The sequence below is a fragment of the Levilactobacillus tujiorum genome (assembly GCF_012641185.1).
GTDB classification, from domain to species: domain Bacteria; phylum Bacillota; class Bacilli; order Lactobacillales; family Lactobacillaceae; genus Levilactobacillus; species Levilactobacillus tujiorum.
Window position 1 is genome coordinate 41,631 of record NZ_JAAXLK010000002.1, and the last position, 17,362, is coordinate 58,992.

Sequence of the window (17,362 nt, forward strand, 5' to 3'; positions counted from 1 at the left end):
AAGTCAAGCGACTAGCTGGTATCAGAATTTCTTACTTGTGTGACTATTTCTACTGCTCTGATATTTACTATAGCGATAATCATGTTGGCGGGGGTTGAGAAAAGAACGAAAGTGGGGCGTTAAGTAGGTTATTAAAAGGATGCGGTGAAAAAATAGCAAATCGGTTGTTAATCAGTGCAAAACGTTGCCACTATTGCTGGCGCAACGTCTTTGACCGACTAAGCTGATGGGAGCGTAAAGCATGCTAATCCCTAAAAAGAGCAAAGAAAAAAAGCCATTCTAAGAATGACTTTCGTGATTAATCGAATTTATCGCCGTCGAGTTTGAAGAGGTGTGGCTTGCCGTAGAACCAGCCTTGACAAAGGTCGATTTCCAGACTATCTGCCATATCGGCTTCATCTTGATTTTCGACGCCTTCTAGAATAAGCCGCAGTTTGTATTGATCAGCGATCTTTTTCCAGAACTTCAGGTTTTCGGGAATCTCGGCGGTACGGCCTTCTTGCCGAAAGTTTTGCATGGCGAATTTTATTTCGCTGGCGTAAGAGAGAATTGGTTCCAGGTGCTTGTATGTATTAAGGCCCGTACCAACATCGTCCAAGCTGAGCTGAATGCCACGTTGATCGAAGTAGTGGACTTGATCGATGATTTGTCGGTTGGTAATGTGGTCGTCAGTCACTTCCTCGGTCACTTCGAGGACCAAATTGACTGGGTAAATCTGTTTTTGAGCGGCGACGATGGCTTTGGCAATCGTCGGATCAATGAACTGACTCTGGTTGACGTTGAAGGAGACTGAACCAATTTTGAGCATTAACTTTTTAGCCGTTTTGGTCATTAAGTCGGCTTGAATATCAATCGGAATTGATTCAAAATTTTTGGGCAGAACCCACTTATCATCGACACGTTGGCGAATCAACATTTCGTAACCAATCAGAGAATTGTTTAAGACGTCTAATTGGGGTTGTAAAAAGTAACGGTACATAGTTACAAAATCCTCCTTTCGTAGAGTGTCTGTTACCATCATACTTTATTTTTCCAAATTAAAATAGGGGTTGTCCCAAAACAGTTTGTGGTTTTAGTGTAACAAGTTAATCAATTAGAGTAATATAGTGGTGTGGCATTATTGGCTATATTGGATTATAGTTATAACGATAGATTGAATATACTGACAATCTTATTTGTCGAAATCGAGAAACAGGTTTTGCGTCCCGATTGGGGAAAATTATTAAAACAAGGAGATTGATCAGATGACTTGGTCAGTTTGGCTGGTACCACCAATGATTACCAGTATCTTTTTCGTTTTAGGCGTCATCACACTTTACTGGTCAATCTTTAACTGGGCGACGGCAAAAGCCGAATCGCAGAATAAACCAGTGAACGTTAAACGTGTTCAGACGATCGTAGGGGTCGTTTGTGCCGTGACTTCTGTATTTGCATTGCAATTAATTGTGCGCGATAGCCATTTGTCGTGGACTTTTACGAATTTTCAGCTGTTACTATTAATTTTTGTGGCCTACTTCTTACAGGTCAAAATCCCGTACTGGGTCGTGTTCCTCGCGGGAATTGCCTTCATGTTATTGAACGGCAACATTAACCAGCCGTTATCTTGGGTTTACACGGCACTGTTCGGCCTGTTCTACGTCGTGTCGTACATTCAGAGCACTCACCTCTGGCGTGCGCCGTTTACGCGCTATGCGGCGGTTGCGATTGCATTTGCCGCGCCGCTGTGGTACTTGGTCAAGGTACGCCTGCACTTAACTTGGTCGACGTACTTTGACGAGATGATTAATTACCTGTTGCTGGTGGTCTTGATGTACGGATACTTCAAGATTCAGGACAAGGACCGACGGATTAAGGACCGACTGTTCCGTTCGGCCAACTGGGATACGTTGACTAAGGTTCAAAACTTTGCGGCGTACGACCGGGCCATTGGGTATGAATTCCACCAGAGTGCCGCGCATGACCGTGATTTGTCGATGATTATGTTCGATATCGACCATTTTAAACGGGTGAATGATACTTACGGGCACTTGGCAGGCGATGAAGTCTTGAAGCAGGTCGTGCGAACCGTGACCAATACACTGAAAGACATCGACCCGAAGATTGTGCTGTACCGAACCGGTGGCGAAGAGTTTAACATTATCTTCCCAGAGTATTCGGTAGAACAGACGAGGGATGTCGCGCAACGCGTCTTCGATGCCGTTAAGAACAAGACGATCGCGTATAACGACGTTGAAATTAACGTGACCATTTCGATTGGGGTCTCCGCGTTGAGCTTGAAGGATAGTAACCCGTTGGACTTCTACAAACGGGTCGATGCCAACTTATATCACTCTAAGCAAAACGGCCGGCAACAGATCACGGTTGGGTAATTTTTGGTTAAATCAGGTGAGAATTCGTGAAAATTGGCGGGGCTTCGTGTAGAATAATCTTCTAGTCATGGAACGTCATGACGGATTGGAGCGATCACCGTGATTTTCTTATTACTACTTTTATTGTTACTGTTTCCATTGTTACGCCTAACTTTCGGCTTGGCAGGCTGGTTGTTAGGAATTGTGGGAACTGTAATTATCGGGGCCATCGTTCTCGTTGCCTTCGCAGCACTGTTTCGATTCTTCATCGTGGCGGTACTCGTGATTGGCGGCGGCTTGTGGGCCTCACATGCATTGTTCAGTTAAGCGTGGGGTGTACTGCTCAGCATTTAACTGAGTTGTTAATTAAAATAAAAAAACTTCGGCGGCTGCCGGAGTTTTTTTGACGGATCAGAATTATTCGAATGACATTTCGACGAGATAAGTGTGTTCCTTCGTCACGTAACCAGTGGTAATCCAAACCTCTTGATAATCGAGTTTGGAGCTATGGGTACGGGCGAAGAAGTCTTCTAATAGATCGCCATTCTTTGCGAGGAAGTCATCACCCATGCGGTTAACCAGTAGGTGGTTTTCGGGGAAATAGATATCAGCGTTAGCGACTGGTACCGTGTCGGGAACCCCTACGGTTACAACGTTACTATTGGGTTGGGGAATGAACTTCACTTTGTCTTGGTGTCGGTGAATGTAGGATAATACGTTATAGATTGAATCAGAGTTGCTCGCCACAGTTCTCTTGCTCCCTTCGGTGTCTATATTGTAACAAATATTTTTGCGTTTACCAGTAGTTCACTATGAGATAATCCGTTATTGCAAACGAATTTCAGGCGAGTATAATTGTCGCATATGTAGTTTATACAGTTTCCAGAGAGTAAAAAGAAGAAAGAAGGCCAAAATTCAATGATGCGACTTGCCCGAAAACACTTGGACTGGTGGGCAGTAGTCCTTGCTGTGGGCTTTATGATCATACAAGTTATCTGTGATCTTTCGTTGCCAACGCTAACCTCTGATATTATTGACAAAGGGATTGCGCAAAACGATATTGGCTACATCTGGCAGACCGGTGGAAAAATGCTTCTGCTGAGTTTTATTGGGGTGTTAGGTTCCGCCGGGAACGTGTACTATGCGGCAACCCAATCGCAAAAGATGGGTCAACGCATTCGTTCTTTACTATTTAAGAAAGTCACGTATTCCTCATCCGAAGAATTCGAAACGGTAGGGAATGCGTCCCTGATCACCCGGACGACCAACGACGTGGTACAGATTCAAAACGTAATGGTCCAAATGTTACGGATGATGTTGATGGCACCAATTATGCTGATTGGCGCGGGTGTCTTGGCATACGTCAAGAGTCCCAAGCTAACCTTGGTCTTCTTAGTGGCACTGCCAGTCTTGGCAATCTTCACTGGGGCGATCATGTATTTCGCTGTGCCGTTGTTTAAGAGTCTGCAAAAGAAAATTGATCGGATTAACCTAACGTTCCGCGAAGGGTTAACGGGGGTTCGGGTGATTCGAGCCTTTAATCAAGATAAATTCGAACAAGATCGGTTTGAAGGGGCCAACCAGGACTATACCCAAACTGGGATTAAGGTCTTTATGATTGTGTCACTGATGTTTCCCGTCATCACGCTGATTATCAGTGGGACTAACATCGGAATCGTCTGGTACGGTGGTCAACTGATCGCCAGCCAATCAATGGCAGTGGGGAATTTAGTGGCGTTCATGACATATGCCACTCAGATTCTCATCAGTTTCATGATGGTTTCCATGATCTTTGTCTTCGTGCCCCGGGCGCAAGCCTCAGCAGCACGGATCAATGAAGTGATGGACCTGAAGTCGAAGATTAACGATGCCGATCAACCCGTCAGCCTAAACGATGACGCGGCTAGCTTAACGTTTGATCACGTCAATTTCCGGTATACCGGTGCTGAGGAGCTCGCTTTAACTGACGTGAACTTCACAGCAACTGCTGGCCAAACGGTCGCCATTATTGGGGGAACGGGGTCTGGTAAATCAACACTGGTTAACCTGATTCCCCGGTTATTCGATCCCGAGAGTGGGCAGATTAAGTTGAACGGGACAGCCCTTACAGCAGTCAGCCAGCATGATCTTCACCAAGCGGTGTCTATCACGCAACAGAAGGCCGTGCTGTTCTCCGGGACTATTCGTAGCAACATGGTTTATGGGATGCCCGATGCCACAGACGATCAGATTTGGCACGCGCTGGACATCGCCCAAGCTAGTGATTTCGTCAAAGAAGAAGGTGGCCTGGACGCGACGGTTGAACAAGATGGGGATAATTTCTCCGGTGGTCAACGGCAACGTTTAGTCATCGCCCGGACGATTCTGAAGCGGGCTAGCGTCTATATTTTTGACGACTCGTTCTCCGCACTGGACTTCAAGACGGATTCCCTGTTGCGCCAAGACTTACGGCAAGACGAACAGGTTCAGCAAGGGGTGACGGTGATCGTTGCTCAACGGGTTTCAACCGTTGCCGATGCTGATCTGATCTTGGTGATCGACGGTGGGAAGATCGTCGGCCAAGGCACGCATGCCGAACTCAAAGCTAACAACGAAACGTACCAAGAAATTCTAGATTCACAACTCCGGAAGGGGGATGTCGTCGATGCGTAATGGACGCGGATCTGCAACTAAGCAGCGGCCACAAAGCTTCTGGGGCACGACGATTCGGCTCTTTCGCTACATGGGTCGGTGGATTCCAGGCATTGTGATTGTGCTCGTATTTGCTGCAATTGCGGTTATTTTACAAATTAAAACGCCTAAGATTTTAGGGAAAGCAACCACTGAGTTATTTAAAGGCGTGATGAAGGGGCAAGCCGAACTGAAGGCTGGCATCCCTATTCACAGCCTCCCGGTAGATTTTGGCAAAATTGGTCAAATCCTACTGGTCGTCGGGATTATGTACGCAGCCGCAGCAATCTTTAACGTGATCCAACAAGTGATCATGAACTGGATTGCGCAGAAAGTCGTGTACCGTCTCAGACGAGACCTTAAGCAAAAAATGCAACGGTTACCGATTAGTTACTATGATACCCATAGCAACGGGGACTTAATGTCGCGGATGGCCAATGATATGGATAACATTGGTGGTACCTTACAACAGACGCTGTCTCAATTGGTAACGAGTGTGCTGACCTTCTTCGGGGTGCTGTACATGATGCTCACCATTAGTGGATGGCTGACGTTGGTTGCGCTGATTTCAGTGCCACTGAGTTTAGTCGTGGTCATGATTGTGGCGCCGAAGTCACAACGGTTCTTTGCTAATCAACAGAAGCATCTGGGGCTGCTCAACGATACGGTCGAAGAGACTTACGCGGGTCACACCGTGGTGAAGACCTTTAACCAAGAGGAGAGCACGCAGGAACAGTTTGAGCAGCATAACCGTAAGTATTACCAATCAGCGTGGAAAGCGCAGTTTGTTTCAAGTCTGATCTTTCCTCTGATGAACTTCGTGAAGAACTTGGACTATCTGGCAGTCGCCGTGATTGGTGGGATTCAGGTTGCTAATGGGCAAGTGAGCTTGGGGAACGTGCAAGCCTTCCTGCAATATACCAACCAATTCTCACAACCATTGACGCAGATGGCCAACTTGACCAACACGATTCAAGCGACGATTGCGTCGGCTGAACGGGTCTTTGCGGTCTTGGATGAAAAGGAAATGGATGAATCGGCAGCGGCAACGTTACCGGCCCAAACAGCGGCGGATGGCAACGTCATTGAATTTGACAACGTGGCCTTCCAATACGATCCTGAGAATCCACTGATCGAAGACTTCAATCTGAAAGTTAAGCCGGGTGAGATGGTCGCCATCGTCGGGCCAACCGGTGCGGGGAAGACGACGATCATTAACTTGCTCGAGCGCTTCTACGACGTTGGATCCGGCCAGATCAAGTATCGCGGCGAGCCAACCGCTAACGTTGCGCGGCCAGAATTACGTAAGCACTTTGCGATGGTTCTGCAGGATACGTGGCTCTTTACGGGGACCATCATGGATAACATTCGGTATGGTCGTGAGAATGCGACGGATGATGAGGTCTATGCGGCGGCTAAAGCGGCACACGCGGATACCTTTATCCGGCAGTTGCCTGAGGGCTACGAGACGGTTCTGAATGAAGCCGCCACGAACATTTCACAAGGGCAACGTCAACTGTTGACGATTGCCCGGGCGTTCGTGGCTGATCCCGACGTCTTGATTCTCGATGAAGCGACGAGTTCGGTCGATACACGGACGGAAATGCTGATTCAACATGCCATGGAACGGCTCTTGGCTGGGCGGACGAGTTTTGTCGTTGCGCACCGGTTATCGACGATTCAAAATGCCGAAAATATCGTGGTCATGAACCACGGGCACATCGTGGAAACTGGGAACCATGAAAGCTTGTTGGCAGCGGATGGCTTCTATGCCGATCTGTACAACAGTCAATTTGCCGGTAATAATTTAGCTTAATTTGTCGTTACGAAAGGTCAGGGCGCAGGTCCTGGCCTTTTTTGCTGATTTCAATGGTCAAAGGTTAGCATTTCAGGGTAGAATGAGGAGGAGAGAAAGTTGAGGCGGTAGGAATGACATATCGACAGACGAAGGCAGCGCTACACCGTTTACTCACGGACGGAATTGTTCCGGGCGTCAGCTATGCCTTTATCGATCAGGATCGGGTTGAAACCGGGGTGATGGGAAACGCAGCTGTAGTTCCTCGGCCGGAAGTCTTGCGATCAGGGATGGTCTATGACGTGGCTTCGTTGACGAAAGTTGTGGGAACTCTGAGTGTGACCTTACAGCTGCTAGCTCAGGGGCGGTTGCATTTAACTGATGCGGTTAGCGATTGGCTGCCGGAGTGGCAGGATCGGCGGGTAACCATCCGTCACTTGCTGACCCATACGTCCGGGATCTGCGGTTATATTCCAAATCGAAATCAGTTAGCCGCACCGGCATTGACGCAGGCGTTGTTGAAATTACATGTGGGGCCGACGTTTAATCGGCAAATGGTCTATGCGGATGTTAATTATATTTTCATGGGGTGGATCGTCGAACGGGTCTTGGACGAGCCCATTCAGTTGGCCGTCCAGCGACGAGTCCTAGCGCCATTAGGTATGATCCACAGTACGTTTACGCCCCAGCAGCCGCAAGCGTGTGTGCCCACGGCGGTGACGCGTGAGCGGGGATTAATTCGGGGTGAGGTGCATGATCCCAAGGGCTATGTGCTCCAACGACGCTGCGGATCGGCCGGCCTCTTCAGTACGGCCCGGGATCTTGCCACGTTCTGTCAGGCGTACCTCTATCCAGAAAAAGTAGCCAGTGTCTTGCCGCCAACGTGGATTCATCGGCTCACGGCAGATTGGACCCCGAACGGGCAGGCTAACCGGTCGTTGGGGTGGGCACTTACGGCGTCGCAGTGGCCGTCAGCTCACCGGGTGATCTGGCATTCGGGATTCACCGGGACGTACCTGGTGATCGACCAGCAAGCACGACAGGCGATGGTCTTCCTGACGAATCGGGTCCATCCAGTGGCGCCTAATTTGCCATACCTCGACCAACGAAATGCCGTGATCGGTACTTATTTGGCTGAAAAATAAATGCCGCCTTACCGTTCGCCAAATTTGGACTGGAACGCTGTGGGCAGGACGGGGCAAGCCATAGAGCGGTCTTGCCCCTCGCTTGAAGCCGCAAAACCCGTCTTCAAGTCGCCATTTACCAAGCAGATCACTTGGTAAATCCCACGGCTGAGTCCAAATTTGGCTCACTCACGGCTCCATGGATATCATCAATCGCTGTCGAATGACGTCTGTCATCTTAGCTAGTGTCATTGTGTCATTCAAGGACTAGCTTAACCGGAGGAGGGCAGAGGTGGAGCCAGCTGTGTCGACGGTGTTAGCCGATTTTCGGCTTACAGCGTGGGACGTGTTTGAAAACTGACGGTTTGGGTCAGGTTTCAAACCGAGCCGGAGGACCGCTCCTCAGGCCGTAGGCGTTCCCCACAGCAGGCGGAATCTCTGCCAGCCGCAGGTGATGGGCAATATTACGATGAACATGGTTACTCAAGCTATGAGAGCAATTAAAAAGCAGTGTCACGCCCGAGATGGACGTGACACTGCTTTTCTAAATGATAGGGTTAGAACGTTGCCGGAATTGGCAGGGCTTCTTGTTGACTGAAGTCTTCTTCCGGGAACTTGCGCTTTAAAGCGGCAACTAATAGGTGTTTTGCAATCTCGCCGTTACGGGTCAGAATCGGGCCGTGGAAGTAGGAACAGTAGACGTTCTTGTAGATAGCGCCTTCCGTTCCGTCCTCGCCGTTATTCCCCTTGCCGGAGACCACGTTACCTAATGGCCGTTCGCCGGCGCCGAGGAAGGTCCGGCCTTGGTGGTTTTCAAAACCGTGATAAGTCTCGCCGGTTTCTTGATTCTTGATCACGATGTCGCCAATAAACCGGTTGTGGTCTTGGGCCAACGTGTAGTGGTCGAGTGCCCCGATCCCAGGTAGCTTTTCGCCATCAGCACCGATGTAGTAATGACCGAGTAGTTGAAAGCCACCACAGATCGCCAGCAGGGGACCGCCAGATTCGATGAATTTGGTGAGCTCGGCCTTCTTGGTCTGGATATCTTGGGAAACAATCGTCTGTTCAAAGTCCTGACCACCACCGAAAAAGGCGAGATCGTAGTCGGCGGCGTGGAAGTCTTCTTCTAGACTGATGATATCAACATTTAGGTGCACGTCCATTTGCTTGGCATAGTAGTTTAAGGCCAAGATATTGCCGACGTCACCATAGGTATTCATCAAGTTGCCGTAAAGGTGGGCAACGTTTAATTCATAACTCATACGCCTAATCCCTCCTTGATGTACCCTTTAGTTGCTAGGATCTTCCGCATTTGAAGCATGGCCGTGTAGGTTGCCAGTACGTAGACCCGCTGAGTTGGGACTTGCTTGATTTCATCGACCACTTTTTCCAGATCAGGTTCGACGATGTGCTTGTCATCGGGAATCCCGGCAACTTTGAGGCGGAAAGTAATATCCTTGTAGCGTTCGCCACCGGTGATCACCGCGGGAATGTCTCGCTGTGTGAGTTGCTCGAAGTCGCCGTCCCAGATCCAGCTGGTATCAATCCCGTCCGCGTAATTCGCGTTGAGGAGACCGACCAGGGAGAACTTTTCTTTATCGGTACCGATCATGTGGAGCACTTGGTCGAGACCAACGGGGTTCTTAACCAGAATGATCGTGACTTGTTTACCATCAACGTCGATCACTTCTTGGCGGCCAAACACTTGCTGGTTACCGTTGAAGGCCCGGGCAATCTGAGTAGGGGCCACGCCCATGAAACGGCCCACTGAGTAAGCCGCGAGGGCATTGTAGATATTGTAGGTCCCGCCAACGCCGATCTTAAAGGCATGACCGTCAACCTCAAATTCAGAGGATGTTGGCGTTTGCTCACCTAGCTTAGTCAGGCGGTAGGTCAGCTCAGGCCGTTCAAAGCCACAGTTGGGGCAGAAATACTTCCCCTGATTACTGTAGGTCAACGAGTGGTAGTGTAAAATGTGCTCGCAGACGGGGCAGAGGACACCATCCGTGTTGGGCTTGGCCTTCAAGTCTTGGTCAGGTTGGTCGTCGAACCCGTAATATTCGATCGGGTTGGGCAATTCTTTGGAATGGAAAATTGGCGAATCACCGTTTGCGATGATGGTTGCGTTAGGTGCCAGCGCCACACCATCTAGGATTTTCTGGTACGTCGTGTAGATTTCGCCGTAACGGTCCATTTGATCGCGGAAGATGTTAGTGAAGACAAATGCCTTGGGCTCAATGTACTGGGTAACCTTGATGACATTGGCTTCATCGACCTCTAAAACGGCCAAGGGACGACCAGTTTTAGGGTGCTTGGCGTTTAGGAACGTCGTCACGATCCCCTGTTCCATGTTGGAACCGGTAGGATTAGTCAAAATGGTCGGGTATTTTTGATGTAAGACGGAGACGGTTAACGCAGTGGTTAAGGTCTTCCCGTTGGTCCCAGTAATGACAATGACGTCATACTTGGCCCCCAGCGTACGTAAAATGTTAGGATCCAACTTCAGCGTAATCTTCCCGGGCAGAGAACTGCCCCCGTGAAGAAACGTATGGAGAAACCAGTAAGAGGATTTCCCCGCGAAGGTGGCAAAGCCGCTTCTTAATGACATGGATATTTCGCTCCTTAATCGCGACAAATTTTTAAATGTCGGGTTCCTTAATATTCAAGCCTTAATTTTAGCATTTTTTCAACGTTTAGGGGAGCGGTATGCCTGAACTTTGGTAAAATCCCAAGAACTTTACCCAGCTCACGGTCGAATTTTCCAGCCTAATCAGCTATAATAGATGGAAACTGTCAAAAAAGGTGGGAATAACGTGGCGCAGCTATTTTTTCGGTACGGTGCAATGAATAGTGGAAAGACCATTGAAATCTTGAAGGTCGCTCATAACTATGAGGAACAACACAAGCGGGTCATTATCATGACAAGTGGATTGGATACTCGCGATGAGGTGGGGTATATTGCCAGTCGCATCGGGTTGAAACGACAAGCACATCCAATCTTTGAGCAGACTAACCTGTACGACGAAATTAAGCGAATTGATGCACACGCCAACTGTGTCTTAATTGATGAAGCTCAGTTTTTAAAGAAGGAACACGTCCTCCAATTGGCCAAAGTCGTGGATGAATTAAAGATTCCAGTCATGACGTTTGGTTTGAAGAATGATTTCAAAAACGAATTGTTCGAGGGGTCAAAGTACCTCTTGCTTTATGCAGATAAAATTGAAGAAATGAAGACGATTTGCTGGTTCTGCACGAAGAAGGCCATCATGAATCTGCGGTTCCATGACGGGAAACCCGTCTATGAGGGCGAACAGGTTCAGATCGGCGGAAACGAGGCCTACTACCCAGTCTGTCGGCGGCATTATTTCAATCCACCGTTGGATCAGATGCGTAAGTCGTAGGTGACGGCTCAGGCGCTATCAAAAGCTGACGACAACTAAGAAACATCAAAATTGAAACGAGGTTAATCGAATGGATGAAATGTTTGACAAGCTCCAAGCGGTCGCGGACCGTTACGACGAGCTGAATGAATTAATTAGTGATCCGGAAGTCATTGCGGATACGCAGCGTTTTATGGCGCTCTCAAAGGAAGAAGGAGAGTTGCGGGAAACGGTTGACAAGTACCACCAATATCAAAACGTGACCCAACAGATCAAGGATGACGATGAGATGTTGCGGGAAAAGCTTGATGATGACATGGACGCCATGGTCAAGGATGAGTTAAAGGATTTAAACGAACAAAAAGAGAAGCTCGAAGAAGACATTAAGATCCTCTTATTGCCTAAGGACCCTAACGATGACAAAAACATTATTATGGAAATCCACGGGGCTGCTGGTGGGGATGAAGCCAGCTTATTTGCTGCGGATCTCTTCAGCATGTACTCCAAGTACGCCGAACGCCAGGGCTGGAAGACGGAAATTGTCGATGAGAACGCGACCGAAGTCGGTGGCTTCAAGGAAATTGTCATGATGATTACCGGGGACAAGGTCTATTCCAAGCTGAAGTATGAAAACGGTGCGCACCGGGTTCAACGGGTCCCCGTAACTGAATCCGCTGGTCGGGTGCACACGAGTACGGCTACGGTAGGGGTTATGCCGGAAGAAGAAGACGTTGATATTGACATCGATCCTAAGGACATTCGGACTGACGTTTACCGGTCTTCTGGTGCCGGTGGCCAACACATTAACAAGACCTCTTCAGCCGTGCGGATGACCCACTTGCCAACCGGAATCGTGGTTGCCATGCAAGACGAACGGTCACAGCAACAGAACCGGGCCAAAGCCATGCAAATTTTGCGGGCACGGGTCTATGATTACTACAAGCAACAAGAAGAGAGTGCCTATAACGCCGAACGGAAATCTGCAGTGGGAACTGGGGACCGTTCAGAACGTATTCGGACCTACAACTACCCCCAAAACCGGGTAACCGATCACCGGATTGGCTTGACACTGAACAAGTTGGACCGGGTCATGAACGGGGAACTTGATGACATTATTGATGCGTTGATTTTGTCGGATCAAGCGGCTAAGCTCGAAGATCTGAAGAATAATGGCTAATCAGCCGACTTACCTCGTGGCCCTACGGCAGGGGCAGACGCTATTGGCGGGGGCAAAACAGGATCCAAGTGCGGCCCAGTACCTGCTGACGGAAGCGCACGGGTGGACGTTTACGCAATTGGTCCTACATTACCGTGATACGATGCCGGTTGCGGAGTACCACACCTTTCAGGAGCAGCTCCAGCGCGTTGCCGCGGGAGAGCCCGCACAGTACGTCTTGGGACGAGCGTCCTTTTATGGGCGTGACTTTCGGGTGACGTCAGCCACGTTGATTCCGCGCCAGGAAACGGAGGAATTGGTGAGCTGGATTCTCGCGGTCACGCGGGCAGCCCCCCTGCAAATATTGGATGTTGGAACCGGCAGTGGGGCGATTGCGCTGACCTTGAAAGCGGAACGACCCGCCTGGCAGGTGACGGCTACCGATATTTCAGCGGCAGCGGTTGCCGTTGCCCAGGAGAATGCACAGCGACTGACGACGCCGGTCACGTTTACGACGGGAGACTTATTTGCGCCGGTCAGTCATCAAAGGTTCGATGTGATTGTGTCTAATCCGCCGTACATTGATCGGGCGGAGACCGTCGTGATGGATGAATCCGTCAAACGGTACGAGCCGGAACAGGCGCTGTACGCGGCCAATCATGGGTTAGACTTCTATGAACGGTTCGCCCAAGAACTGGCCACTTACCTATTGCCAGGTGGTCAGTTCTTTGCGGAAATAGGTTACCAACAGGGCGCGGCAGTTAAATCTATCTTTACGGATGCGCTGCCGAACGCCACGGTCACGGTGAAAACGGATATTAACGGACACGATCGCATGGTGCGCGTGCAACTTTAGCTTTTGGCGATGGGAGAGAAGAGAATTTATGGAAACAAAGATTTTTCAACCAGATCAGATTGATGAGGCGGCGGCAGCTATTCGGGCCGGCGAACTCGTGGCTTTTCCCACGGAAACAGTCTATGGTTTAGGGGCCGACGCTACGAATGAAGCCGCCGTCAAACAGGTTTACTTGGCCAAGGGCCGGCCTAGCGATAACCCGTTGATTGTCCACGTCACGGGTGAAGCGACGGTTAAACAGTATGCGCAACCGCTGTCGGCCAAAGCGGAGGCCTTAATCAAGGCTTTTTGGCCGGGACCATTGACCCTGATTTTTGAATTGCAACCGGGAAAATTGTCGAAGGCGGTTACTGGTGGTTTAACCACGGCGGCTTTCCGTAATCCGGCCAATCAGGTTACGCTTGATTTAATAAAGGCGGCCGGCGTGCCGTTAGTGGGGCCATCAGCCAACACCTCTGGCAAGCCTAGTCCCACGTTGGCTAAGCACGTGTATCACGATCTCAATGGGAAAATCGCGGGTATTTTAGACGATGGCCCGACTGAGGTGGGCGTTGAATCAACGGTGCTGGATATGTCAACGGCGGTGCCGACCATTTTGCGGCCGGGCGGCGTGACTGAGGAGCAACTGGAAGCCGTGATTGGGACGGTGCAGTCTAACCATCATAAGGTCAGCCAGGGAGAAATTCCTAAGGCACCGGGGATGAAATACAAGCACTATGCGCCCAATGCTCAAGTGACAATTGTGGATCGTGAGGAAGACTGGCCCGCGGCGTTGGCTTGGGCAGCGCAACAACCGGGAACGATTGGCGTCATGGCCTTGGACCACACGTTAGCCAGTGCCACGTTGCCGGCGAATACCGAAGCCTTTTCACTAGGCGCCGACATGACGAGTGCCAGCCACCGCTTATTCGCCGGATTGCGGCATTACGACCTCGAATCCCCAGTGACGGGAATCTTGGCGCAAGGGTTTGCGGCAGAAGGTTTAGGGGCAGCCTACATGAACCGTTTGAACAAGTCCGCTGGGCAACAACACTTTACGAAGTGATGATAGCTGAAGGTTGAAAGTTAAAATACCTATTTGGTTCTTGTATCGGTAAGAGGTCGCACTCCGGCTGCCAGAGGTTCTGCCTGCTGTGGGGAACGCCTGCGGCCTGAGAAGCGGTCCTCCGGCTCGGTTCGAAGCCCGGAAATTCACCGGTCTTCCAACGCGTCCCACGCTGTAAGCCGAGAATCGGCTAACACCGTCGACACAGCTGGCTCCATCTCTGCCCTCCTGCGGCTTCGATTGTGTTTTATCAGGATAATAGTTGAAAAATGTGACGACTTGGTAGTTTTTGTCACTTCAGTCGATAACGGATGTGATAGCTGTTAGGTCGCCCAGGAGTACTATGTAAGCCGTGAGGTCAGCTGATATGGGCTCAGGCGCGTCGTTCTACTTAGTCGGTGAGTGAACTGCTCACTGGCTTAGTAGAAAACCAAGCTTGTAGACTCGGCACTTTCGAGGCTTCAAGTTGTGTTCGCACCGATTCAGCCCATATCGGCTGACCGGTAAGGCGAAGAGACTGCCATGTTGCCTAATTTTGACTTCATGGTTGTTGCTAGGGGAGAGATAACCAGCACTTCGGAACTTTTGGCCTTCAGATGACAACTTAACTGAATTCAAAGTGAGATCGGGATTTGACCCGATCTTTTTTTATCTCGATTTATGGGGTGCAGGGCTCGATCACGTTTTGGGTGAGTCATTTTAGCATGAAAATCAGGGGAGTCATGGTTTAATGGATATGATCAGGAAAACATTAAAGGAAGTCGGTGGCTAATTTGACGGATGAGATCAATTTATTAGTAACGCTCAATTCAGGCTACGTGGAGCCCTTGAAAACGATGCTGTATTCAGTCCAAGTCAATAATCCCGATGAGCACATTCACTTATGGCTATTGCATGCCAGCTTGACGGCTGCGGAGGTCGCGGCCATTCAGCAATTAACGACGGCATTTGGCTGGACCCTCAGCAATGAAAAAGTGGCGACGGATTTTGCGGCCGGCGTGCCATTGATTAAGCGCTACCCCAGAGAGATGTATTTTCGCTTGTTGAGTGGGCAGATTCTACCAACCAAGGTGAAGCGGGTCATCTACTTGGATCCAGATTTACTAGTGATTAATGCACTGCGCCCGTTGTGGGAGATTGACTTACAAGGGCACATGCTGGCGGCCGCGGTTCATCGTGGCGTTACGGGGATTGTGGATAGCGTCAATCAGTTGCGCTTGGGAACTAAAACGAGTTACTTCAACTCGGGGGTCTTGGTCATGGATTTGGAGCAGGCACGGGCCAAGATTAAATTAGCTGATATTACTACGGCCATCGACCAGCACGAGAGTGAATTGATCTTGCCGGATCAAGATATTTTGAATTTTCTGTATGGTGCAGATATTTTAGAAATTCCCGAAGAAATCTGGAATTACGACACGCGGAAGTATCTGTCCTATCAAACGCGCAGTCTCAATCAGCATGATATTCACTGGGTGGTGGCGCATACGGTCATCCTGCATTATTGCGGCATGCCCAAGCCGTGGGAGGCGGCAAGCGACAGTAAGTTTACCAGCTTATTCTTGTATCATCAGCAGCAACTACAGCGCTTCATGCCGACACTAGCCAGGGATCCCGTGGACTGAGGGTGAGAACGCAGCCAGCCGGTAAAAAAATATAAATAACCGTAACTTCACCCCGTTGACTAGTGAAATTTGGTAAAATAGTGACAACTATAGTTCAGGAGGGATCGCCATTGAATTTTAAAGAACAAGATCCAGCGTTGTGGGATGCTATTGCTAACGAGGAACGGCGGCAAGAGGACACCATTGAGCTGATTGCCTCAGAGAATATTGTCAGCCACGCCGTTCGGACGGCTCAAGGGTCAGTCTTGACGAATAAGTATGCTGAAGGTTATCCGGGCAAACGATACTACGGTGGTACGCAGTATATTGACGTGGTGGAGCAGCTCGCCATTGACCGCGCTAAGAAGCTGTTTAACGCGGAATATGCGAATGTCCAACCTCACTCCGGGTCACAGGCCAACCAGGCGGTTTATGCGGCATTTTTGAAGCCTGGGGACACAATCCTGGGGATGGGTCTCGATGCTGGGGGCCATTTGACGCATGGTGCCAAAGTGAACTTTTCTGGTAAGTTATACGAAGCCTACAGCTATGGCTTGAACCCAGAGACGGAACTCCTGGACTACGATATGATTCGGGATTTAGCGTTAAAAGTTAAGCCACAAATGATTGTTGCCGGGGCTTCAGCTTATTCACGGACGATTGACTGGCACGCTTTCCGGGCGATTGCGGACGAAGTGGGCGCCTACTTAATGGTTGATATGGCGCACATTGCTGGCTTGGTAGCGGCTGGTTTGCATCCGAGTCCAGTCGGGATTGCGGACGTGGTCACTACGACCACCCACAAGACGTTGCGTGGTCCCCGTGGCGGTTTGATTTTGTCACAGGCTGAGAATGCCAAACGGATTAATTCAGCGGTCTTCCCTGGGACGCAGGGTGGCCCGTTGGAGCACGTGATTGCAGGAAAGGCCGCGGCCTTCTTCGAAGATCTACAACCAGACTTTAAGGACTACGCACAACAGATCGTGACCAACGCGGCGGCAATGGCCGATGAATTTAATCAGTTGCCAACGGTGCGGGTCGTTTCCGGTGGGACGGATAACCACTTAATGACGCTGGATCTATCAGAGACTGAGCTCAACGGCAAGCAGGCGCAGGAGTTGTTGGATAGCGTGCTGATTACCACGAACAAGGAAGCCATCCCTAACGAAAAGCTCAGTCCGTTTAAGACTTCGGGGATTCGCTTAGGGACACCAGCGATTACGACGCGTGGGTTTAGCGCCGATGAATGTCGTGAGGTCGCCCGGCTGATCGTGAAGGCCCTGCTACATCCTAATGATGACCAGAGCTTAGCCGAAGTGAAAGCCCAGGTTCACGAGTTAACTCAGGCCCATCCTTTAACCGCTTTGCCATAAATCTTTTGAAA

The 17,362-nt window shown here is 49.9% G+C and carries 15 protein-coding genes; 11 read left to right on the top strand and 4 right to left on the bottom strand.

Features of this window, described 5'->3' with window-relative positions; translation table 11 throughout:
- Nucleotides 1-298: 298 nt before the first annotated feature.
- Complete coding sequence (locus tag HF569_RS01045; RefSeq protein WP_168901014.1) at nucleotides 299-979, bottom strand: EAL domain-containing protein; 681 nt, start codon at nucleotides 977-979, stop codon at nucleotides 299-301.
- A gap of 265 nt (nucleotides 980-1,244) precedes the next feature.
- Here HF569_RS01045 and HF569_RS01050 point away from each other — a divergent pair, with 265 nt between their 5' ends.
- Nucleotides 1,245-2,369: a GGDEF domain-containing protein gene (locus HF569_RS01050; RefSeq protein ID WP_168901015.1), complete on the top strand. Its 1,125-nt coding sequence runs from the start codon at nucleotides 1,245-1,247 to the stop codon at nucleotides 2,367-2,369.
- 99 nt (nucleotides 2,370-2,468) lie between these two features.
- Nucleotides 2,469-2,675, top strand: a complete 207-nt coding sequence (locus tag HF569_RS01055; RefSeq protein ID WP_168849542.1) for a hypothetical protein — start codon at nucleotides 2,469-2,471, stop codon at nucleotides 2,673-2,675.
- Nucleotides 2,676-2,765: 90 nt separating this feature from the next.
- On the opposite strand, the gene HF569_RS01060 is transcribed toward HF569_RS01055, so the two are convergent.
- Complete coding sequence (locus HF569_RS01060; protein WP_168849541.1) at nucleotides 2,766-3,095, bottom strand: hypothetical protein; 330 nt, start codon at nucleotides 3,093-3,095, stop codon at nucleotides 2,766-2,768.
- A gap of 171 nt (nucleotides 3,096-3,266) precedes the next feature.
- On the opposite strand from HF569_RS01060, the gene HF569_RS01065 reads away from it, so the two are divergent.
- The 3 genes from HF569_RS01065 (at nucleotide 3,267) to HF569_RS01075 (ending at nucleotide 7,958) form a co-directional block, all read left to right on the top strand.
- Nucleotides 3,267-5,000: an ABC transporter ATP-binding protein gene (locus HF569_RS01065; protein WP_168901016.1), complete on the top strand. Its 1,734-nt coding sequence runs from the start codon at nucleotides 3,267-3,269 to the stop codon at nucleotides 4,998-5,000.
- Nucleotides 4,993-6,834, top strand: a complete 1,842-nt coding sequence (locus tag HF569_RS01070) for an ABC transporter ATP-binding protein (protein WP_168901017.1) — start codon at nucleotides 4,993-4,995, stop codon at nucleotides 6,832-6,834. Before HF569_RS01065 ends, HF569_RS01070 begins: the two co-directional genes overlap by 8 nt.
- A 113-nt stretch (nucleotides 6,835-6,947) precedes the next feature.
- Nucleotides 6,948-7,958 (top strand): serine hydrolase domain-containing protein, encoded by a 1,011-nt coding sequence (locus HF569_RS01075; RefSeq protein WP_168901018.1) that lies wholly within the window; start codon nucleotides 6,948-6,950, stop codon nucleotides 7,956-7,958.
- 536 nt (nucleotides 7,959-8,494) lie between these two features.
- Here HF569_RS01075 and HF569_RS01080 read toward each other — a convergent pair.
- The gene (locus HF569_RS01080; RefSeq protein WP_168901019.1) at nucleotides 8,495-9,199 is read right to left on the bottom strand and encodes a type 1 glutamine amidotransferase; all 705 of its coding nucleotides are present in this window, start codon (nucleotides 9,197-9,199) and stop codon (nucleotides 8,495-8,497) included.
- On the bottom strand, nucleotides 9,196-10,545 hold the full coding sequence (locus tag HF569_RS01085; RefSeq protein ID WP_168849536.1) for a MurT ligase domain-containing protein: 1,350 nt from the start codon (nucleotides 10,543-10,545) through the stop codon (nucleotides 9,196-9,198). The genes HF569_RS01080 and HF569_RS01085 overlap by 4 nt, the downstream gene beginning before the upstream one ends.
- A gap of 205 nt (nucleotides 10,546-10,750) precedes the next feature.
- On the opposite strand from HF569_RS01085, the gene HF569_RS01090 reads away from it, so the two are divergent.
- From HF569_RS01090 to glyA, 6 genes are all read left to right on the top strand, one after another.
- Nucleotides 10,751-11,338, top strand: coding sequence for a thymidine kinase (locus HF569_RS01090; RefSeq protein ID WP_168901020.1), 588 nt, complete (start codon nucleotides 10,751-10,753; stop codon nucleotides 11,336-11,338).
- Nucleotides 11,339-11,408: 70 nt separating this feature from the next.
- Nucleotides 11,409-12,494, top strand: a complete 1,086-nt coding sequence (prfA, locus tag HF569_RS01095) for a peptide chain release factor 1 (protein ID WP_168849534.1) — start codon at nucleotides 11,409-11,411, stop codon at nucleotides 12,492-12,494.
- A complete protein-coding gene (gene prmC, locus HF569_RS01100; protein ID WP_168901021.1) occupies nucleotides 12,487-13,329 on the top strand; it encodes a peptide chain release factor N(5)-glutamine methyltransferase in 843 nt (280 codons plus the stop codon). The genes prfA and prmC overlap by 8 nt, the downstream gene beginning before the upstream one ends.
- 28 nt (nucleotides 13,330-13,357) lie before the next feature.
- Nucleotides 13,358-14,374, top strand: coding sequence for an L-threonylcarbamoyladenylate synthase (locus HF569_RS01105; RefSeq protein WP_168901022.1), 1,017 nt, complete (start codon nucleotides 13,358-13,360; stop codon nucleotides 14,372-14,374).
- Nucleotides 14,375-15,138: 764 nt separating this feature from the next.
- Nucleotides 15,139-15,999 carry a glycosyltransferase family 8 protein gene (locus HF569_RS01110; RefSeq protein WP_332870946.1) on the top strand — a complete coding sequence of 287 codons (861 nt, stop codon included), beginning with the start codon at nucleotides 15,139-15,141 and terminating at the stop codon, nucleotides 15,997-15,999.
- Between the two features lie 110 nt (nucleotides 16,000-16,109).
- Nucleotides 16,110-17,351 (top strand): serine hydroxymethyltransferase, encoded by a 1,242-nt coding sequence (gene glyA / locus HF569_RS01115; RefSeq protein WP_168901023.1) that lies wholly within the window; start codon nucleotides 16,110-16,112, stop codon nucleotides 17,349-17,351.
- The last annotated feature ends 11 nt before the right edge of the window (nucleotides 17,352-17,362 follow it).